This window comes from Cyclobacterium sp. L-R, from assembly GCF_056859355.1.
The window spans coordinates 152,868-174,554 of the sequence record NZ_JBSXOH010000098.1 but is presented as its reverse complement, the minus strand read 5'-3'; the positions used below and the strand labels follow the sequence as shown (position 1 = coordinate 174,554).

Below are 21,687 nucleotides of genomic sequence, written 5' to 3'. Positions count from 1 at the left end.
GCGCGAAGATAAACAATCAAATGGCTTTACTAAAGACAGGTGCCGATTTTTCTGATTGTTGCATATAGGGGTCAAGGGCCATGCATATATTTCTAACAAATGGTTTGCCTACTTCTGTAATGTTGAGTTTATCGTTTTTGAATGTGATTAGACCTTCGTTCAAGAAAGTAACTAAGGGGTCTGGAATCATGTTTTCTTGTTTCCAAGGAGCTGTATGGTTGCAAATCAGGCTCATGATAAAGGGCTTGAGACTTAAATCGCTTTCCTTTTGAACATGGCCTTTAATTGTAGGGAATTCAAATTCTCTTATCTTCTTCAAATAAGCAGCGATTGTTTTCTCATTTTGGCTGTAAGCATAGTGAGCGTCACTAATGGCGCTACAACCTAATCCAAGTAGAATTTTTGAAGGTGAAGTGGTGTATCCCATGAAGTTTCTATGCAAGGTACGGTTTGATTTTGCTTTTAATAGTGGGTCTCCTTCGAGCGCAAAATGATCCATACCTATTTCTTCATAGCCCATTTCTTTAAGCCATTTTTTTCCTTGTTCGTAAAGCTTTCTTTTATCGGTTTCATTTGGGAGGTGCTTTTCGAAGGATTTTTGTGCGGGGAACACCGATGGTAAATGCGCATAACTGTAAAAAGCGATTCTCTCAGGCATTAGCTCCTTTGTTTTTTCAAAGGTGTCCTTTAACGTTTCAAGAGTTTGATGGGGGAGGCCATAGATTAGATCAAAATTTATAGAGCTATAGCCTAATTTTCGACTTTCCTCAGTAATATACTTTACCTTTTCAAAGGGTTGATGACGATTAATGGCCAACTGAACTTTGCTGTCGAAATCTTGAATGCCATAACTAACCCTGTCAAATCCAAGCCCGGAAAGTGCTTCCAAATGTGCCTTGGTGGTATTGTTTGGATGTCCTTCAAAACTAAATTCAAAATTATCCATTTTAATGGAGCTTTGAGTAATATGGTTTATCAACACATAAAGGGTTGAGGGAGAAAAGAAGGTTGGGGTACCACCTCCTAAATGTATACCTGCAAGTTTTGGCTTCCCATCCAATAGTTTTAGGTACATGTCCCACTCTTTCATCACAGCGCTTATATAGGGAAGTTCCACATTGTGATTTTTTGTAATTCTTTTGTTGCATCCGCAGTAGGTACACAAACTTTCACAGTAAGGAAGGTGAATGTAAAGGCTTATACCTTCTTCATTTCCGAAATCTTTATATGCCTTTGTAAATAAATTTGCCCAGGTGGAAGGGTTAATGTCATTGTTCCAGTGGGGTACAGTTGGGTAAGAGGTGTACCTAGGAGCAGGTACATTGTATTTTTGAATGAGGGAAGGATTTGTCATTTCCACTATTGGTTGATTTGCCTTGCAAAATTCCTCATACTTCATTCAAGAAAACATGACGATAAAGAGTAGGGTTACTGATTAAGATCATGTTTTTAAATTCAGGAAAGTAACTATGAAGGCATTTAACTAATGGTGATTTAAGTAATAACTTACAGGTACAAATGGAAGGTTGAAGGTTTCTGCTACCGCCTCATATACGATATCTCCTTTGATGATGTTGAAGCCGAAGCTTAGTTCCGGGAATTTGTCACAAGCATTTTTCCAACCTTTTTGCGCAAGTTCCATGGCATAGGGTAAAGTTGCATTGGTTAGGGCTAAGGTAGAGGTATAAGGGACTGCACCGGGCATATTGGCTACACAATAATGCAAAACTCCATCGATGGTATAGGTAGGGTTTTCATGAGTAGTTGGTTTACAGGTTTCGATGCAACCACCCTGATCTACGGCTACATCCACAAGTACAGTTCCTGGAAGCATTTCTTTTAGCATGTCCCTTGTGATAAGGTGTGGTGCTTTCGCTCCTGGGATTAATACTGCTCCAATGATCAAATCAGCGGTCTGTATAAGGTTTCTAATGTTAAACTCATTAGACATCATTGTTTTCACATTTTTAGGCATTACGGTAGACAAATGTCGCATTCTGGAAAGTGAGACGTCAAGAATAATCACATCTGCTCCCAGTCCCGCAGCCATCCATGCTGCCTGTGTACCTACAATTCCCCCGCCTAAAATCAGTACTTTGGCTGGAAGAGTTCCCGGTACACCTCCCAATAGTATGCCTCTGCCTCCAAGGGGTTTTTCCAGGTAGTTGGCTCCTTTTTGTACAGACATTCTACCAGCAACTTCTGACATAGGGATCAATAAAGGAAGGGTTTTGTCTTCTTTTTCTACTGTTTCATAAGCCAGACAGATGGCCTTGCTTTTGATCATGGCCTCTGTAAGGGGCTTATTGGAGGCAAAATGAAAATAAGTAAAAAGCAGGTGGTTTTCATTTATGAGCGGAAATTCTGAATCAATAGGTTCTTTCACTTTCATGATCATCTCCCCTTTACTGTAAGCCTCTTCAATAGATGAAACCATGGTTGCACCTGATTTTTGATAAGCTTCATCAGGAAAGCCGCTACCCAATCCTGCGGCTTTTTGAACAAATACCTCATGGCCATTTTTTGTAAACTCCTGGGCTCCTGCAGGAGTAAGAGCCACTCGGTTTTCATTGTTTTTGATTTCCTTTGGAACAGAGATGCGCATGTTAGTAGCTTTAAAGTGAACGGATTAATCAAATATAAACAGTCCACCTTCACAAGGAAAATGATTTGATAAAAAAATAATATTAATTATCTCCTGCTTTTTTATTATTTTATTTAATGCCTAATTGCCTTAAAATGAGGGTTGTGTAAATATTATTTATTCAGCTACCTGTTAGTTATTGATGTTTTTATTGTTTATTCAAAATAATATTCTTTCCCTGTCGTTTATTTTCATTACATACGGAATAATATTGTTTATTATGCATTTTAGCTCCTCTTAAAAATTGGGATAACTCCAAAAAATGTGTATTTTTGAAATCCTTGGATTTTCATATGATGAAAAATGGCGTAATTAATGAATACTGAATATTTACCTACACTTACGAAAGAAAGCGAAAACCCTTTTGGGGTGCAAAGTGTCCTGAATGACTATAGAATGGTCATGATAAGTAGGCATGCGTCGTTGACTGTACGAAAAGAGGTGTTTATGGGTAAAGCCAAATTTGGGATTTACGGGGATGGTAAAGAGTTGGCTCAGGTGGCTATGGCAAGGTTTTTTAGACTGGGTGATTTCAGGTCCGGATACTATAGGGACCAAACCCTTCTGTTTGCGATGCAAGAGCTTAGTCTGCAGGAGTATTTTGCTCAGTTGTATGCACATACAGATACCAAAGTAGAGCCTGCAAGTGGAGGCCGTTTAATGAATGGACACTTTGCAACCAGGTCTTTGAATGATGACGGTACTTGGAAAAACCTGATGGAAATAAGAAATTCCTCTGCAGATGTTTCTCCTACTGCTGCTCAAATGCCCAAACTACTTGGTCTAGCTTATGCTTCCAAGCTTTATAAAGAAAATCCTGCACTTCAACATATGACTAGCTTTTCCAATAAAGGAGGAGAGGTAGCGTGGGGAACAATAGGAAATGCATCAACTGCCGAAGGAATGTTCTTTGAAACATTTAACGCAGGAGGTGTTTTGCAGGTGCCAATGGTTATTTCTGTTTGGGATGATGATTACGGCATTTCTGTGACAAATGATTTACAAGTAACTAAAGCAAGCATTTCGGCTGCACTAGAAGGCTTTAAAAGGGATAACGAACAAAAGGGCTATGAAATATTAGTCGTAAAAGGATGGGATTACGAGGGCTTGGTAAATGCCTATAGCAGGGCAAATAAAGTGGCCAGGGAGCAGCATGTGCCTGTTCTGGTCCATGTGACGGAAATGACCCAACCACAAGGGCATTCTACCTCAGGATCTCATGAAAGGTACAAAAGCAAAGAGCGACTTCAGTGGGAGGCAGAATACGACTGCGTTGTTAAGTTTAAAGAATATATATTGTCCAACAAAATTGCCTCTGAGGAAGAGTTGGATCAAATAAATGCTGAGGCAAAGCAACTTGTTAAAGAAAGCAAGGACAAAGCTTGGAAAGCCTTTTCAGCTACGATAAAAAAGGAATTAGACGAAGCAGTAGTGCTGCTGATTGAATTGGCAGATAAATGCAAAGGGAATAAGGAACTAACTCAAATGGTTCATGAGCTTAGGCGTACCCTAAATCCCGTTAGGATGGATGTAATCAGTACTGTCCGAAAAGCTTTATTACTGGTTCGAACAGAACCTTTAGAAGTCAAGGCAAGGCTTCAAAGCTGGTATAAAAGCCAACAGAAACTAAACCAAGAAAGGTATTCAAGTCATCAATACAGTGAGTCTGAATTTAGGGTTGATGCCGTTCCTCCCGTGGAGGTGAAGTATTCTGAGGAACCCTCTGTTTTGGATGGCCGTGAAATTCTTAAGGCCTGCTTTGATGCCATTCTAGAAAGAGATCCCCGGGTTTTTGTGATTGGTGAAGATGTAGGTTTGATAGGAGATGTGAATCAGGCATTTGCAGGCCTACAGGCCAAACATGGAGAGTTGCGTGTCACAGATACGGGTATTCGCGAAGTATCCATTATAGGACAGGGAATAGGTGCTGCATTGAGAGGTCTAAGGCCTATTACAGAAATTCAATACCTAGATTATTTGATTTATGCATTAATGACCTTGTCGGATGATTTGGCTTGCCTGCATTACAGGACTAAAGGGGGGCAAAAAGCACCTTTGATTATTCGTACCAGAGGGCACAGACTTGAAGGAGTATGGCATTCTGGATCTCCTATTGGTATGATCTTGAGTAGTCTCAGAGGGATTCTATTATGTGTGCCTAGAGACATGACCCAAGCAGCAGGTATGTACAATACTTTATTGGAAGCTGATCAGCCTGCTATTGTTATAGAATCACTGAATGGATACAGGCTAAAAGAAAAAATGCCTTCCAATATTGGGGATTTTAAAGTTGCTTTAGGAAAGGCTGAGATCTTACAGTCGGGTAAAGACATCACAATAGTGACTTACGGTTCCATGTGCAGAATAGTGTTGGAAGCGGCTAAGCGACTAGCTCAAATAGGGATTTTTGTTGAGGTTATAGATGTACAAACTCTGTTACCTTTCGATTTGGATCAGGTTGCCTTGAATTCTATTAAGAAAACCAACAGGGTTATTTTTGCAGACGAGGACGTTCCTGGAGGAGCTTCTGCCTATATGATGCAACAAGTCATCGAAGAGCAACAAGCTTACTATTACCTGGATTCTCAACCTATGACACTTTCAGCTAAAGAACATAGGCCGGCTTATTCGTCAGATGGGGACTACTTTTCCAAACCAAGTGCTGACGATGTTGTGGAGAAAGTCTATGCTATGATGCATGAAGCTGACCCCAAAAACTTCCCAGCAATCTTTTAATTAAAAATAAATTTTAAATCTGCGATCAGCGTTCGATCTGAGATAAAGTGAAATCAGGAGTGCTTACCACATTGCTTTCATTTAAAGCCCTGTCTTTGATTTTTAACTCTAGTTTTATAGTGTCATTTCGGAAAATACTATTCCATCCCAGAGACAACATTGCGTACCTTATTTTACCTTCTATAGCGCGTGATTGATCCTCTTCAAGCATTCTTGGAAAGCGGCCATTGAAGGTTGTATAGTAAGGTGGATCTGACCAATTAAATTCGGTGTAATTTCCACCTCTTTTAATGAAAAATTTAACCAAGATATTGTAGTAATCCTCATTTTCGGATACCCACAAGGTGTCTTTTATTTCCTGATTGTTGATCAATGGAAAAATAACCCAATCTCTGTTGTTGAAGTCTGGGGCATCATCGGGTCTCTCACCATAGGTAATAAACTCACCGGCATCATTGGTGAAATAGTTAAGTTCATTAAAAGGAGGGAATATATCCTTTGCATTTAAACCCAAATCTCCTTCTGCATCACGAAAGTCCAAGGTGATGATCAATGAATCGGACCCTGACGTCTGAACAAATTCCAGATTGTTAAAATCAATTTGTGGTACGGTTGGGAAATTATCCGGTGGGGAAATGCATCCAACCCAAACTGAAAGTAGGAGCAGGGTAATGATGGTGTGATTTTTTAACTTCATAGGTAATCCGTAATTTTACACTTCCGCCTCTTTGAATGTAAAAATGATCAAATTTTGGGTTTTACCATAAAATAACGATGAATTCTTTTAAAAGTTTTTGTGAAAAAATTAAATCAGGAAAAATCCAGGATTTTGAAGCCTTGGCAATGGATGTATTTAGGTACCAATCTACGCATAATGAAATTTACCGCAAGTATCTTGAAGTTAGGGGGATTCAATCTGAAAACATTGCAGAGGTACAGGAAATACCATTCCTGCCCATCTCCTTATTCAAAACAGCAAAGGTGATTTCAGGGCCTGAGGATTTATATACCTCTTGGTATTCCAGTAGTGGAACTACAGGTCAGGAAAACAGTCGGCACTATATTTGGTCTAAAGAATTCTACTTGCAGCATTGTGTTAATAATTTTGAGGCCGTTTATGGCTCTTTGAAAAATTTCCATGTGCTAGCATTGCTTCCTTCCTATTTGGAAAGAGAAGGCAGTTCTCTTGTTGATATGGCGGCTCATTTTATCCAAGAAAGTAACTCTGATCAATCAGGTTTTTATTTGTATGAACATGAGGCTTTAAAGGAGAAATTGGAAAGTCTGAAAGAGAATGGTAAAAAAACTTTATTACTTGGTGTGACTTTTGCTTTGTTAGATTTGGCAGAAACCACAAGTCCTTCTACCGATTTTGGAGATGTGATTGTGATGGAAACTGGCGGAATGAAAGGAAGAAGAAAGGAGATGATCAGAGAGGAAGTCCACCAACTGCTCAAAACAGCTTTCAAGGTGGACAATATTCATTCAGAATATGGGATGACTGAACTAATGTCACAAGCCTATTCTCCTGGAGAGGGTAAGTTTTGGTGCTCTCCTTTTATGAAGGTAATGGTAAGGGATGTTTATGATCCATTTACCTACACCTTTGGGACTACGGGCGCATTTAATGTCATAGATTTGGCAAATTTCCACTCTTGTTCCTTTATTGAAACGGAAGATCTTGGCTTAAAAAATAAAGATGGAAGTTTCACCGTTTTAGGGAGAATGGATAACAGCGAAACCAGAGGCTGTAATTTAATGATCAATTAATTTTGTATTTATTTAGTATTTACACATATTTGGCTTAAATCTTTTAATATTATGAAAACTTTAATGACAATTTTGGTGGCTTGTGCGATTTTGGTATTGTCTTCATGTGCATCTAGCAAACCCTGCCCTGCATATGCGAAGGTAGGGAGTGTAGAAGCAAATGGCTAAGCACCAATGCGCTTATTTAATAATCTGCATACTTTTTAATGTCTTCGGCAGAGATGCTTTTACCTCCAAGTATAACTAACCTTTCGATTACATTTCTTAGTTCTCTGATATTTCCTGTCCAAGGAAATTCTTGCAACTTTTGAATAGCAGCTTTTTCAATTTCTTTTTTGGTGGTACCATATTCTCCGGCAATATCTCCTAAGAATTTGTCTACCAGTAATGGTATGTCATCTCTTCTGTCTTTTAATGGAGGGACTTGGATAAGTATGACACTTATTCTATGGTAAAGATCTTCCCTAAAATTACCTTCAGCGATTTCATTTTTGAGGTCTTTGTTGGTGGCTGCGAGCACCCGGACATCTACTTTTATGTCCTTGTCTCCCCCTACGCGGGTAATTTTGTGCTCCTGTAGGGCTCTTAGTACTTTCGCTTGAGCAGAGAGGCTCATGTCGCCAATTTCATCAAGGAAAAGTGTGCCGCCATTGGCTTGCTCAAATTTCCCTTGCCTTTGTTTGTTCGCCGAGGTAAAGGCTCCTTTTTCATGACCAAACAATTCGCTTTCGATCAATTCGGCAGGTATTGCGGCGCAATTGACAGCGATAAAAGGTGCTTTTTCTCTACTGCTTTTTTGGTGGATCCAATGGGACACCAGTTCTTTACCAGTTCCATTTGGGCCTGTAATTAAAACCCTAGCATCTGTTGGTGCTACTTTTTCTATGGTTTCTTTTACTATAGAAATGGCTTTTGACTCACCGACCATGTCCAGCTTTTTAGAAAGCTTTTTCTTCAGCACTTTTGTTTCCTGAACCAGTTCTTTTTTGTCTAGGGCATTCCTAACCGTTAATAATAGCCTGTTGAGATCAGGGGGTTTTGGGATAAAATCGAAGGCGCCTTTTTTGGTAGCTTCTACCGCTGTTTCGATAGATCCATGAGCAGAAATCATAATGAATTGAGGTTGCTTGCTAAGCTCGCTGGCTTTAGAAAGCACTTCCATTCCATCCATTTTTGGCATTTTGATGTCACATAGGACCAAATCAAAATCCTCGTTTTTTATCATTTCGAGACCTTTCTCACCATCTTGGGCTTCAAAGATTTCGTATTTCTCATACTCAAGAATTTCTTTAAGCGTAGACCTGATGACTTTTTCGTCATCTATTATCAAAATTTTCGGCATATTAATGCTATCCGTTAATTAGTAAAATTAAAAGTGCAGGCCTATAAGCCGGGTTCTGTAACTTTTTACAAAGCGTTTGCCATTTATCTAGCCTTTTCTTCACAGAAAAGGTCCAACGACCTACCCACTTCGGTTATCTTGTTAGATTTGGACGAGCAGCCCAATGACCGAAGCCTATTTGGTCTTTCAACCCATAAGGTTTGCCTTGCAATACCGATCACCCGGTACCCGGTGGGCTCTTACCCCACCATTTCACCCTTACCCCATTTGGATAACCAGCCGGGGCGGTTTCTTTTCTGTGGTACTATCTGTTATACTGGTATTGCTACCAGTACACCTTCCCGTTAGGAAGTATGGTGCTCTATGTTGCCCGGACTTTCCTCTTTTCTTGATGAATCACCAAGAACAGCGACAAACCAGCCTGCACTTCACAAAAATAAATTAAATAAAGCCATAATTCACAATGATATCGGTTTTTATTAATGGTTTACCCTTTTCATATCCATTAAATCTATTTCTCCCTTCAAATTTATTGAGTATCTTTCTATTAGGTATGTGATAATTTAACTGACAAAGGGCTATGAAAGGTTTATTCAAAGGATTAATCGCGGGATATGGTGCCTACAAATTAGGTGGAGGATGCTTCAGTACTGTATTGATTTTTATTTTGCTTTGGTTCCTTTTGGGGCAATGTACATAAGCTTGTGATTTTAAAAGTGTGTAGGACTTATTAGGCTATAGGTTAATTTTTATTTTTAACCTATTTAGGAAAACTATACCTTTGTAAAAAAATGAGCATATGATATTAGTTGGTAATGCGGTAATCAGTGATGATATAAAAGAACAATTTTTTGTTTGTGATCTGGAAAAGTGCAAAGGAGCCTGTTGTGTGGAGGGAGATGCCGGGGCGCCTCTTTTAGATGATGAAATAGAAATTCTTGAAAAAGATTACCCTTCCATAGCCCCATTTCTTACAGATGAAGGTAGAAAAGCAATTGCTGACAAAGGAACATGGGTAATCGACCAAGAAAATGAAAAAGGGACGACTACTATCGGTGAAAATGGAGCCTGCGCATTTGCTACAACGGATGAAAAAGGAATTTTGAAATGTGGAATAGAAGATGCCTACAATCACGGCGAAACCACTTTTAAAAAACCTGTTAGCTGTCATTTATACCCCATTAGGATCACCAGGTATGATGAATATGAGGCCTTGAACTATGATCGCTGGGAAATTTGTGATCCTGCCTGCTCATTAGGAAACTCCTTAGGGGTACCGCTTTATAGGTTTTTAAAAGGAGCGCTTATAAGGAAGTATGGAGAAGAATGGTATGCAGAGCTTCTTGAGGAAATCGGAGTGGAGGAATAATCCCTCCTGTGTTTTATTAAGAGCCTTTGTATTTAAAGCTTTATTTTTTTACGAGTCTTACTATTTTCCATCCATCTATTTCCTTTAGTTGTACCCAACTAAAGTTTTCATCGGTTTGGGGTAATTTCTTTTTACTTTTCATTATCCAAATGGACCTATGTGGAGCTGATGAAGTAATCCAATCAGGGTTTGACTCCATGTTTATAAGTTGAGATTTCCAGCTTTGATCTTGTTGAAATTGGGTTTCTCTATTTAAACTTTCGTCTCCATCAAAAACAGATATTACCTGAAGATTGGAATTGAAAAGTCCTGATGGCATACGTTTATCATAAATGTAAACACGGGATTCAGCTTGTTCATGATCTAAAATCCAATCCGTGACGCGATGGGTATCGTTAATGACTCCCGGGTTTTGGCTCAAGAAATAGGTAGACATGCACGTTAGACCTAATGTAAAAATAAAGGCTGAAATTACTGTTCGATCTAATTTTCTGATATTTACCTGCTGTATAGTGACCAAAAGAGAAGCGAGTATAAACCAGATGAAATAATATTTATAATTAAGGGAAATTCTAGTGTCCATTAATGGCAAGCTTAAAAGGGTAATCATCAGTACTATGTGGTAAGCGGATTGAAACCTCTCCCATATCTTATGCTGGGTAGGTTTCAGCTTTTCCCAATAATAAATTGTACCAATTGCCAACCCAGGGTAAATGGGTAAAATATACAAAACCAATTTTGATTGGCTCATAGAGAAAAATAACAAAGGCAAAAGTACCCACATAAGCAGAAGGGTGCCATTGTTTTGAAAATCTTTCCATCTAACGGGGAATTGCTTGAATAATAGGATTACCCAAGGAAAAGCAGTTCCCAATAAAACAGCGATGTAAAACCAAAATGGTTGCCCCCTTTGGAAAGTGTTTGTTGCAAACCGTTGGATAGTGTGTTTAAAAAGAAAATAATTTAAAAATCGGGCATCCTCCAAATACAAATACACAAACCAACTTAATCCTATTGCCAACATTAAAAAAATGCCTATTACATGTATCTTCCAAGATCCGAGATTCTGTTTTTGCACCAATCCCTGAAACAAGCTGACCATAGCCGGTACAATTAATACCACAGGTCCTTTGGTCAAAAAACCAAAGCCAAGGAATACATAACATAAGATAAGAAGAATGGGTTTTTGTTTCTTACAATATAAAAACCAAAAATACATGGTTGCAGTGACAAATAAAGTCAAATACATGTCAGTCGTCAGGGCCCTACTACCTATAATCAAAGTAGGAAACGAGGCATAGAGCATAGCCGCGAGGAATGCTTGATTTGGGTTGTTAAAAAAGACCAGTGCGATCTTATAAACTAGCCAAATCAATATCAAAGCGGCCAATTGGAGAAACAGGCGGGCAGAAAAAGCCGAAGTGCCAAAAAGCTTAAAGCTGAGAGCTGTCAGCCAATAAGTTACTGGAGGTTTATGGAAATGATAGATGCCCATCAATTGTGGATGTAATAAGTCACCATTAGTTAGCATTTCTTTGGAAATCTCAGCATATCTTGCCTCACTCGATTCTGTTACCGACCATGAACCAAGGTTAAAGAATAAGGCCAAACCTGTAAATAAGATTAGAAGAAAGAGTCGGATTCTTTTTAACCTGTATAAGTAAGGTTGTCGACTGAGATTTACTTTTCCAGAATTAATCATAAGGTTACGCAAATAGACGATGATACCAAACGCTTGGCCGATAAACAAAACACTGTCTTTTCTATAGATGGCATAGGAAGCGATGAGTAGTGCACCAACTAGGCTAATGTACCAAAAAGCTAATGGAAACTCAGCCTTCCTTTTCTTTTCTGCATGGCGCCATTGTACAACAAAACGTAAGGTGAATATGGCTTGACCAAAGGTGCCCCAGGTTAATAAAACCTTACTAATCTCAGGGTTATTTACCAATATAAAAAAGTCATAATGTGCTACAAATAGCAGGTAGAGTAAAAAAAACAGGGGAAGAAGCAAAAAAACCAACCTTAATGTAGTGGTAAAAGCTTTCCATGCGTTGAGGATCTGTAAATTACGGATATATATATAGTAACCTATCAACTGTCCCCCAACGATAACCATATCCTCACGGAAGGTCCCATAAACAAGCAGGAGGAAAGAAGCCATTAAACTCAATTGCCAAAAAATCACAGGAGACAATACTTTACCTGCCTTTTCCGACTTAACAAGCTGAATTAAGAATCTGGCAGAGAAAAGTCCTTGGGCAAGAAACCCAATTCCAAGTAAAGGCCAATTTTTCACATTATGCCAATTTTGTCTTTTCTGATGGAACTTTCAGAAATGATATAGGGAGTTTTTCTTTTCATCATCCATCTGATTGCTAAAGTATCTTGCAATGGAGACAATAGTCGATTCCAAACGTTAAATTTTGACCTCCCTGTTAACCTAGGGTAATGATTAATAGGGACTTCGGTAATGTTTTTTCTTTGAAGTAACGCCAATGCAGGAAAGAAACGGTGGTTACCTTTAAAGAAGGGCATGTCTAAAGCCACTTTTCGTCGAATTATTTTTAGGGGACAACCTGAATCGCTAATGTTATCGTGTAGCAAGGAATTCCGAAACCAATTGGCAAATTCTGAAGCTATTTTTTTTCCTCGGCTGTCTCTCCGGACTTGTCGTTTTCCAGTTACCAGGTCGTAATTATGAATAAGGGGCTCCAGTTTTAAAAAGTCAGATGGATTGGTTTGTAAATCAGCATCTATATACCCCACCCACCAGGTGTCTGCGGTTTGAAACCCTGCCCTAATGGCAGCACTAAGCCCAGTGTTTTTATCAAATGATATGTAATTCGCAAAATCATATTGAGAGCAAGCTTTTTTAATCTGAACCAAACTAGCGTCGGTTGAACCATCATTTACAAAAAGAATACTAGCAGTTAAATTGGTATGGTTAAGGTAATTCTCAAAAGCAGGGATAATCATTTTAATACCAGCCTCTTCATTGAAAACCGGAATAATTATGGTGATACTATTAGGCGTTTCTTTCATAGTGAAATGGTTAAAACTGTAATTATAGTCTATTCTCAGCACTGCTATTACTGAAATTATTTTTTTGAATAACCATAGTATTTAATTAATCAGTGGCATTTATCAACAAATCGCCCTTCCCTTTTGGGAGTGTCTTTTTTATTCCTATATCCAATAAAACCTATGCTTTACCTATGCTTTGTTTTACCTTGAAGAAAGATATCCTGTGCAAGGTAAATTAAGGTCAACTGGCCTGTTGTGGATTCTGAGAACTTAAACCTAGAATTCAATTTAAAATTCCCGGAGAAGAGCTCCTCCCTAGCTGCGCTGAAGGTGTGGGGATAAGGGTGAAGGTTTTCTACCGAAAAAGCTGACTTGACTTGTATCTGCTTAGTAAGATTTTAATTGATCAAATGTGGTAATGAATTTGGAAGATATTTTGAATTTTAGAATCGTATTGAAAAAAAATGAGTAGAATTTTCAAATTCGTAGCTTATAGTCCAACCATTTTGTTTGCATATTTCCTTAACAATAGCCAAACCCAAGCCACTATTCGTGGTAGCGGTAGTACTTATTGAAAATCTTTTAAAAAGTGCTTTTTCTTCTAATTTGTGTTTACCGGAATTTGAAACAATCAAAACCCTATTGAATAATTTAACTGTAATAGATTCACCGACAGGAGTATGTCTGATTGCATTGGAGAGTAAGTTGTTGACTAAAGTTTCCGCTAAGAATTTATTGCAAGAAACGGTTTCAAAATCTCCGATTTGTTTTTCAAACTTGATATTTCTCTCTTCAATATAATCATGGAGCAAGTCCACACTTTTATTTAGAAGAACTAGGAAATCTACATTTTCCAAATCGCCAAACTGGCTATTTTCAATTTTGGCAAGTAAGAGAAGGTTTTTATTTACCCGAGTTAATCTGGATAATGGGAGTTGAATTTCTTGTATTAAATCAGCATATTCCTGCGAGAGACTTTTCTGCTGAAGGAGAATGTCCAACTTAGATTTTACTAAAGCGATAGGTGTTTGGAGTTCATGAGAAGCATTCGCAACAAAGGATTTTTGCTGGTTATACGCATTTATACTTTGATTGATAAGGGCACCAATGGTTTGATTCAATTCATTAAATTCCTCAATCTCACTTTCTTCAAATACCACCTTTTTTTCCTCATTGATATCAAATTCCCTTAACTTGGAGAGGGTAAGGTAAAAGGGTTTCCAAACTTTTTTTGAGATGCTTTTATTCAACCGGATAAAGCCAAAGACTAGGAACCCATACATCAGTAAAGTAATTAAACCAATTGCAAAAATTGTTTCATAGGATTCCTCGATTTTGGTTTCGACGTTTAGTAAATAAGGCTTTTTATTTATTTCTATTACAGATTGCAATCCTCGAAAACGATCCCATTCCTGTTCATATTCATTGTATTTGGTGATTTCATAGATGCTGTCAGGTTTGGATGGAAGGTTGTTTATACTAGTGATGGTGGAACTTGGCTGTAAAATATTCCATGTATTAAGTATCGTTTCTAGATCCTGATCTGATACATGTACCTGATCAAATCTATTTTCTATCCGCTCCATTATTATCTCATGATTGTCGTCGATTTCGGTTACCCAAATCCAATCTACCACCAGAAAATAACTGGGGATACTAAGCACCAAAATAGCAAGAGAATAAATCGAAAATGCCTTAAAAGGACCATCCAGAAGTTTATGATGTTTCCCATTTGTATCCCGTTCCATAGATGGTTTTAAGGTAGCCGCCATAGTTTTGTTCATTTAGCTTTTTCTTAAGATTTTTCACATGGGCGTATACAAAATCAAAGCTATCAAACATGTCCGCTACATCTCCTGACAAATGTTCTGCCAATGCGCTCTTGGACAAAACCCTGTTTTTGTTTCCTATAAAAAATAATAATAATTGGTATTCCTTTCGGGTAAGGACTATGGGTAATGAATTTATTGTTACTGTTTTAGAAAGTAGGTCAATTTTTAGCTCGTTAAATTCAATTAAATTGGAGGAATCAAATTGCTTCCTCCGTATGACGGAGTGGATTCGAGCTGCCAATTCAGAATGATGAAAAGGTTTGGCTAAATAATCGTCAGCACCAATATTCAGGCCTTTTATTTTGTCTTCTAAAGCATTTTTAGCAGAAATTATGATTACACCATCCTGCTTGTTTTGGCTACGCAACTCTTTTAAGATTTGAAAGCCATCTCCTCCTGGTAGCATGAGATCGAGCAAAATACAATCGTACATGTACAAGCTTATTTTTTCTAATGCAGAATAAAAATCATAAGCTACTTCGCAAAGGTAATTTCCCGAAGTCAAGTAATTGACAATGTCTGTTGCCAATTCTTTCTCATCTTCTATTACCAGGATTTTCATGGTTTTAAGATATAAATTTATATTGAAGACTTAAAGCATTTATCAAAGTACAGGAAATAAACCCATTTATTTTATTCAAACCCGAAATGCCCAATAGATCTTCTATTTTAATATGAAATCACTTTCAGGTATCAAAATTTTGTAAAATGGGTTATAGGGATTGTCAAAATTGCAAGTCTATTACCGTTTGGACGAAAAAAAAACCGAAAATTGCAATAGTAAAAATGACTGTTGCAGTTTTCGGTTAAAAGGAAATGATTATTTATATACAAAAATACAATCAAGATGAAGTTTTTTCCACCTTTGATTGTAAATAGCATCTGTTAATTAAACCTTACAATGTCAGCTCCAAGCGCATTCAGGCGCTGGTCAATGTATTGATAGCCTCTATCAATTTGTTCAACGTTGTCGATTATTGAAACACCCTCAGCGGACATGGCCGCAATCAAAAGTGATACCCCCGCTCTTATGTCTGGTGAAGTCATTCGGATACCCTTTAGCGGATACTTTCTGTCCAGGCCTATTACAGTGGCTCTGTGCGGGTCGCAAAGGATGATTTGGGCCCCCATGTCAATTAATTTGTCCACAAAAAACAACCTGCTTTCAAACATTTTTTGATGAACCAGAACAGTTCCTTTGGCTTGGGTAGCCACCACCAGCACTATGCTTAGTAAATCAGGGGTGAAACCCGGCCATATGGCATCTGAGACAGTTAAAATAGAGCCGTCTATAAAAGTTTCTATCTCAAAATGTTTCCTTGCAGGGATGTAGATGTCATCTCCTTTGATTTCCAGGTGAATACCCAGTCTTCTGAAAGTGTCGGGTATTATTCCTAGTTTGTCAACCTTAGCATCCTTGATAGTGATCTCAGATTGGGTCATAGCAGCTAAGCCAATAAAGGATCCAATCTCTATCATGTCAGGAAGGAGGGTATGCTCTGTACCTTTTAGATTTTTCACCCCATCAATTTCCAATAGGTTAGAACCAATGCCGGATATCTTACCTCCCATGCTATTGATCATTAGGCAAAGTTGCTGTATGTATGGCTCACAGGCCGCATTGTATAGGGTGGTCTTTCCCTCAGCCATTACGGCAGCCATAATGATATTGGCTGTACCTGTGACTGATGCCTCATCCAATAACATATAGGTCCCTTTTAATTGACTGGCATCAATTTTATAGAGTTCATTTTTAGCATCATAATGGAATTTTGCACCAAGCTTTTGAAAACCCGTAAAATGCGTATCCATACGTCTTCTTCCAATCTTGTCACCACCGGGTTTAGAAATTCGGCCTTTTCCAAACCTTGAGAGTAATGGGCCTAGAAGCATCACTGATCCTCTTAGGCTGGAAGCTTGTTTTAGGTATTCTTCTGTTTCCAGATAGGAAAGGTTTATGTTTTTGGCGGTAAAGGAATAACTTTCCGGCCCGCGTTTTTGAACGACTACTCCCATATCAGAGAGTAGTTCAATCAATTTATTAACGTCCCTAATGTTGGGGATTTTGTTAATGATGACTTCCTCAGGTGTAAGTAATACGGCACAGAGGATTTGTAAGGCTTCATTTTTTGCGCCTTGAGGAGTGATTTCACCTTTGAGTTTCGTCCCTCCGTTTACCCGGAATGATGCCATTAATTTCTTCTTTTTTTGCTATTTGAACCGTTATTTCTTCTCTTTCCGCCGGAATAATTCCTTCTTCCACCATTGGAGTTGTTGTTTGAAGGAGTAGTAGGAACATTGCTTTTGAAGTCTCTACGCATGCTGGTTTCAAAGAGTCCGTTTTCCCTGACCTTTTCAAGGTCGATGTGAAGTTTACCTTTGGAGAGGGTTTTAATGTCATCTATAATAATGGCATCATCAAAGTTTTCTCGGTTCCAGGTAGAATGAAAGCTTCTCATCAACTGACCAATATAGATCAATGCGACTTCCTGCTCTCCATCATCTTCAATCTCAATGGCTTTTGCTATGAGCTTTTCAATGTTTCTTCCGTAATGCTTGAAGCGTACTTCTCCCTTTGGGTAGCCTATAGGAAGCGGCTTTTTGCCTAAAAGTTCCTTGGCAGGCATTGGGAAAGGTGCGTCAACTTCAAGTGAGAAATCTGACATTATGTACATGTCATCCCAAAGTTTTTGATCACTTTCGGTTTTTAATAGTGGATTGAGTTGTTTCATCAACTCCACAAGTGCGTATGCATATTCTGTCCTTTTATCCTGTTCGGGAACAGTTTTTACATAATCCACTAATTTTTGGATGTTTTTTCCGTATTCTTTCAAAATAACTTTGTTTTTAGGCTTTTCATTATTTACCATGACACCTGCATTTAAGTTTCCTGAACTTCTGTGAATATACTAAAAAATACGCATTAGTAAGTCCCTGGCACTTCTGGCATCTATGATCGTTCTTTATTCTACTATGCGAAGCTTTGCAAAGCTAAGTAATAATGTTTTATCTCCAAAATGGTCGAAATGAATATGTGCTTTTCTGTTGGTTCCTTCAGTTTCAATGGCGTTGACTTTTCCAAAGCCAAACTTAGGATGTTCTACCTTCATTCCTTCTTGCAAAGCATTGGTATTAGAGGGTTTGAAATCAGGACCCGGGTTGTGCAATTTCGTGGTAGTACTTCTCACGGCAGGCTTTTTCTTTAAACCTACAAAGCCCTGTTTTCCCTCGCTCTCTCGGAATGAACTTGAAAGCTTGCTACTTATTTTTTTATTAACCTTAATAAAGGTAGGATCAATTTCTTCCAAAAACCTGCTGGGCTCACAATTAAGTAACCTACCGTACCTGTATCTGGTGAGCGCATAGCTGAAATAAAGCTTTTCCATGGCTCTTGTGGTGGCTACATAAAACAGCCGCCTTTCTTCCTCCAGATCCTCTCTGCTTTGCATCATCATCTGTGAGGGGAAAAGATCTTCTTCCATTCCTACTACAAAGACATACCTGAACTCCAGCCCTTTGGAGGAGTGGATGGTCATCATTGTAACGGCGTCTTGGTCGTTTTTGTTCTGGTCTTCATCTGTTAGCAAGGCGATTTCCTGAAGAAATGCACCTAAGGATTTGTCTTCATTCTCATCATTGTCCACATATTCCTTGATGGCGTTGAGTAATTCCTGAACGTTTTCATACCTATTTAACCCCTCTATTGTTTTGTCTTCATAAAGGTCTCGCAATAATCCAGATTGTTTGGCTATAGAAGTTGCCGCTTCAAAGGCATCCTTTCTTTCTATCTCCATTTTAAAACTGTTGATCATTGTGCAGAAGTCGGAAACTGCATTGGCACCTCTTCCTGATAGGAAGCTTTGGCTATTTGTAAGCACTTTCCACAATGAAATATCATGCTCATAGGCCGCAAGCAATAGCTTTTCTACGCTGGTATTGCCAATCCCTCTCTTAGGGTAATTGATAATTCTTTTGAAGGCCTCTTCGTCTTCTTGATTGACCACATACCTAAAATAGCCCATCAAGTCTTTGATCTCCTTTCTCTGGTAAAAGGAAAGGCCCCCAATGATTCTATAGGCAATCCCTGATTTTCTTAGGGCTTCCTCCATGGACCTTGATTGGGAGTTGGTCCGGTATAAGATAGCAAAATCGCTATTGCTTAACTGCTTGTTGTTTTTCTCTTCGAAAATTGTCGCTGCAACCATTCTGCCTTCTTCATTGTCAGAAGAGGCTTTCATAAGTTCTATCAGGTCTCCTGAATCATTATGTGTCCAGACATTCTTTTGCAGCTGTGACTTGTTTTTGGCTATGATGGAATTGGCTGTTTCTACGATGTTTTTTGTGGACCGGTAGTTCTGTTCCAATTTGACCACAAATAAATCAGGATAGTCCTTTTCAAAATTGAGGATGTTCTGAATATCAGCCCCTCTAAAAGCGTAGATACTTTGAGCATCGTCACCTACTACGCAGATGTTTTGGTGAACAGCCGCCAGCTTCTTTGTGATAAGGTATTGGGATAGGTTGGTATCCTGAAACTCATCTACCATTACGTATCTAAATCGCTGTTGGTATTTGTACAAAACATCAGGATGATCGCGAAACAGAATATTGGTATTGAATAGCAGGTCATCAAAATCCATTGCTGAAGATCTAAACAACCTGTTTTGGTAAGTTTTATAGATGGCCCCCATTTTGGGTTTCATGGCTGCTTCATCGTCTGCTGCTATATACGGGTCATTAAGGTAAGCCTCCCACCCTATTAGCCTGTTTTTGGCACCAGAGATTCTGGATAGAACGGTGTTGGCTTTGTAGACCTTATCGTCCAGTTTCATTTCTCTTACAATGGACCTGATGAGAGATTTACTGTCATCGCTGTCGTAAATGGTGAAATTACTGGGGTAGCCTAATTTTTCGGCTTCTACTCTCAAGATTTTTGCAAACACAGAGTGAAAAGTCCCCATCCAGGTGTTTCTCGCTTCCAATCCTATGAGCCTTTCAATTCGCTGCTTCATTTCACTCGCCGCTTTATTGGTAAACGTGAGTGAAAGTATTTGAAATGCATCCACCTTTTTATGGCGGATTAAATGGGCAATTCTATAGGTTAGTACCCTTGTCTTTCCTGACCCTGCTCCAGCAATAATCATAACTGGACCATCTGTTTTTTCTACAGCTTCCAATTGAGGAGGGTTGAGGGTGGCTAAATAATCCATATAATATTCGATTTTCTGTATTCAGAGCGGCAGTAATAACTGGTTCAAAGTTATCAATTCTTTTCCAGCATACGCCTTGTTACTCTTTTAATGTCTTTATTTTTAAACTGTAGATATAAGATAATGGTTTTTTGTCTTTAATCCACGTCTCTGTTTTTATTAAATAGGCAAATTGTTTTGGCCTGTTTACCTTTAATTTACTAAGGAAGGCTTCTTTTGTTTCCACCTATTATGGGACCAAAGGTAGAGTGAAGGACAGTCTCTGATGTTGTTTTCAAGGTGAAAAATAAATTTATCCGTAATGGAATGGGGTGAATCATCCGTGTAGGGAGGGAGGGCTATTTCCTGGTATTCAAAAATATAATGTCCCCTTTTGGGTTTGCTGGTATGAGCGTAAATCACTCTGCAGTTGAATTTTTTCGCTAATTTTTCACCGCCTTCGAAAAATGCGGTTTCCCTATTCATAAATTCTGTCCAGTATCTAATATCCGACAGGTTAGGTCTTTGGTCTGCTGCAAGTACGATGAGCCGGGGCTGGTTTCGTTGTCTTAAAAAGGCCCGTTGAAATGATTTTCGTTCAGTAAGCATGGCTCCAAATCTGCTGCGAATGGATTTCATTACTTTTTCAAAAAATGGTTGACTCAATTTGGTGTAAACTGTTTCGCATTTACTGGAAATTTTTGAGGAAACAGCTACTAAATGTCCTTCCCAGTTGAAAAAGTGACCGCACATGCCGATTACTATTTCCCCATTGTCTACCTTGTCAAAGACCAAATTAGTGTTTTTTGCTACAAACCTTCGGCTCAATTCTTTTTCGCTCATTGTCAATAGTTTGACAGTTTCAGCCATTGAATCAGTGAAATTTCTATAAAATTTTCGTGCAATGGACTTTACCTCATTATCGCTTTTTTCTGGGAAGGCATGCTTGATATTACTGAGTACAATTTTTTTTCTATACCCCAATACATAATAGGCCAAAAGGTATAATAGGTCAGAAAAAATAAATAAGACTTCCAATGGTAGTTTGGAAAACAGCCGAAATAAGAGCATATTACTATCTGCGAGATTTAATGAAAATTCATCGTGGGTCAAAATAATGAAATAATAGCGACTTTCTTGAGGAAAATTAGTTATAAATAAACCCAATTAGTAATTTTATGGTCTATGTCCGAAGTACAAAGAAAAAAATATTCTGATAAAGATAAAAATAACATATTTGACCATGAATTCATGCCTCATATAGACTCTATGTACAATTTTGCGTACAGGTTGACTTTTGATGAGGATGATGCCAAAGATTTGGTACAGGATACCTACCTTAAGGCTTATAGGTTTATTAATTCTTTTGAGAAAGGGACCAATGCGAAAGCTTGGCTATTTAGAATATTGAAAAATAGCTTTATCAATGAATATCGGAAGAAGAGTAAGCAACCCGCTAAGGTAGATTATCAGGAGGTGGAAACTTATTATAACTCTGATAATGTTGACTATAGTATGACCTCTGATCTGAGAGTGGATGCAGTCAAGGACATGTTGGGCGATGAGATATCAAATGCGCTCAATAGTCTTGCTGTAGATTTCAGGACGGTGATTATACTTTGCGATTTGGAAGGTTTTACCTATGAAGAGATGGCAAAGATATTGGACATCCCTATAGGTACTGTCAGATCAAGACTTCATAGGGCGAGGAACCTTTTAAAGGATAAACTTCGTTCTTATGCTGAAAATATGGGTTATGATACTGAAGAAGAATAAAA

Annotated in this window: 16 protein-coding genes and 1 other RNA gene; 4 read left to right on the top strand and 13 right to left on the bottom strand. The window is 38.4% G+C overall.

Annotated elements, in window-relative coordinates; translation table 11 throughout:
- Positions 1-16: 16 nt before the first annotated feature.
- Complete coding sequence (gene hemN, locus AC13EX_RS23695; RefSeq protein ID WP_482894561.1) at positions 17-1,354, bottom strand: oxygen-independent coproporphyrinogen III oxidase; 1,338 nt, start codon at positions 1,352-1,354, stop codon at positions 17-19.
- 129 nt (positions 1,355-1,483) lie between these two features.
- Complete coding sequence (gene ald / locus AC13EX_RS23690) at positions 1,484-2,605, bottom strand: alanine dehydrogenase (protein ID WP_482894560.1); 1,122 nt, start codon at positions 2,603-2,605, stop codon at positions 1,484-1,486.
- Between the two features lie 354 nt (positions 2,606-2,959).
- Here ald and AC13EX_RS23685 point away from each other — a divergent pair, with 354 nt between their 5' ends.
- Positions 2,960-5,380: an alpha-ketoacid dehydrogenase subunit alpha/beta gene (locus tag AC13EX_RS23685; protein ID WP_482894559.1), complete on the top strand. Its 2,421-nt coding sequence runs from the start codon at positions 2,960-2,962 to the stop codon at positions 5,378-5,380.
- A gap of 25 nt (positions 5,381-5,405) precedes the next feature.
- Here the strand turns inward: AC13EX_RS23685 and AC13EX_RS23680 are convergent, their stop codons facing one another.
- Positions 5,406-6,077, bottom strand: coding sequence for a hypothetical protein (locus AC13EX_RS23680; protein WP_482894558.1), 672 nt, complete (start codon positions 6,075-6,077; stop codon positions 5,406-5,408).
- A gap of 77 nt (positions 6,078-6,154) precedes the next feature.
- Here AC13EX_RS23680 and AC13EX_RS23675 point away from each other — a divergent pair, with 77 nt between their 5' ends.
- On the top strand, positions 6,155-7,150 hold the full coding sequence (locus AC13EX_RS23675; RefSeq protein ID WP_482894557.1) for a LuxE/PaaK family acyltransferase: 996 nt from the start codon (positions 6,155-6,157) through the stop codon (positions 7,148-7,150).
- 184 nt (positions 7,151-7,334) lie between these two features.
- Here the strand turns inward: AC13EX_RS23675 and AC13EX_RS23670 are convergent, their stop codons facing one another.
- Complete coding sequence (locus tag AC13EX_RS23670; RefSeq protein WP_048642191.1) at positions 7,335-8,492, bottom strand: sigma-54-dependent transcriptional regulator; 1,158 nt, start codon at positions 8,490-8,492, stop codon at positions 7,335-7,337.
- A gap of 28 nt (positions 8,493-8,520) precedes the next feature.
- An RNA gene (gene rnpB, locus AC13EX_RS23665) (RNase P RNA component class A) lies at positions 8,521-8,920 on the bottom strand.
- Positions 8,921-9,291: 371 nt separating this feature from the next.
- Between rnpB and AC13EX_RS23660 the strand changes: the two genes are divergently transcribed.
- Entirely contained in the window at positions 9,292-9,861 is a 570-nt protein-coding gene (locus AC13EX_RS23660; protein ID WP_339901764.1) for a DUF3109 family protein, read from the top strand.
- A 40-nt stretch (positions 9,862-9,901) separates the two neighbouring features.
- On the opposite strand, the gene AC13EX_RS23655 is transcribed toward AC13EX_RS23660, so the two are convergent.
- The 8 genes from AC13EX_RS23655 to AC13EX_RS23620 all read right to left on the bottom strand — a co-directional run bounded on the left by AC13EX_RS23655 (position 9,902) and on the right by AC13EX_RS23620 (position 20,980).
- Positions 9,902-12,160, bottom strand: coding sequence for a lipid-A-disaccharide synthase N-terminal domain-containing protein (locus AC13EX_RS23655; RefSeq protein WP_339901765.1), 2,259 nt, complete (start codon positions 12,158-12,160; stop codon positions 9,902-9,904).
- Positions 12,157-12,906 carry a glycosyltransferase family 2 protein gene (locus tag AC13EX_RS23650; RefSeq protein ID WP_339901766.1) on the bottom strand — a complete coding sequence of 250 codons (750 nt, stop codon included), beginning with the start codon at positions 12,904-12,906 and terminating at the stop codon, positions 12,157-12,159. Before AC13EX_RS23650 ends, AC13EX_RS23655 begins: the two co-directional genes overlap by 4 nt.
- Positions 12,907-13,331: 425 nt before the next feature.
- Entirely contained in the window at positions 13,332-14,636 is a 1,305-nt protein-coding gene (locus tag AC13EX_RS23645; protein WP_339901767.1) for a sensor histidine kinase, read from the bottom strand.
- Positions 14,605-15,282, bottom strand: a complete 678-nt coding sequence (locus AC13EX_RS23640; RefSeq protein ID WP_339901768.1) for a response regulator transcription factor — start codon at positions 15,280-15,282, stop codon at positions 14,605-14,607. The genes AC13EX_RS23645 and AC13EX_RS23640 overlap by 32 nt, the downstream gene beginning before the upstream one ends.
- 323 nt (positions 15,283-15,605) lie before the next feature.
- A complete protein-coding gene (gene murA / locus AC13EX_RS23635; protein WP_482894556.1) occupies positions 15,606-16,913 on the bottom strand; it encodes a UDP-N-acetylglucosamine 1-carboxyvinyltransferase in 1,308 nt (435 codons plus the stop codon).
- Positions 16,913-17,590 carry a DUF4290 domain-containing protein gene (locus tag AC13EX_RS23630; protein ID WP_482894555.1) on the bottom strand — a complete coding sequence of 226 codons (678 nt, stop codon included), beginning with the start codon at positions 17,588-17,590 and terminating at the stop codon, positions 16,913-16,915. The genes murA and AC13EX_RS23630 overlap by 1 nt, the downstream gene beginning before the upstream one ends.
- Positions 17,591-17,683: 93 nt before the next feature.
- Positions 17,684-19,930, bottom strand: a complete 2,247-nt coding sequence (locus tag AC13EX_RS23625) for an ATP-dependent helicase (protein WP_482894554.1) — start codon at positions 19,928-19,930, stop codon at positions 17,684-17,686.
- 192 nt (positions 19,931-20,122) lie between these two features.
- Positions 20,123-20,980: a lysophospholipid acyltransferase family protein gene (locus AC13EX_RS23620; protein ID WP_482894553.1), complete on the bottom strand. Its 858-nt coding sequence runs from the start codon at positions 20,978-20,980 to the stop codon at positions 20,123-20,125.
- Positions 20,981-21,094: 114 nt separating this feature from the next.
- Between AC13EX_RS23620 and AC13EX_RS23615 the strand changes: the two genes are divergently transcribed.
- The gene (locus AC13EX_RS23615) at positions 21,095-21,685 is read left to right on the top strand and encodes a sigma-70 family RNA polymerase sigma factor (RefSeq protein ID WP_020888676.1); all 591 of its coding nucleotides are present in this window, start codon (positions 21,095-21,097) and stop codon (positions 21,683-21,685) included.
- Positions 21,686-21,687 lie beyond the last annotated feature (2 nt).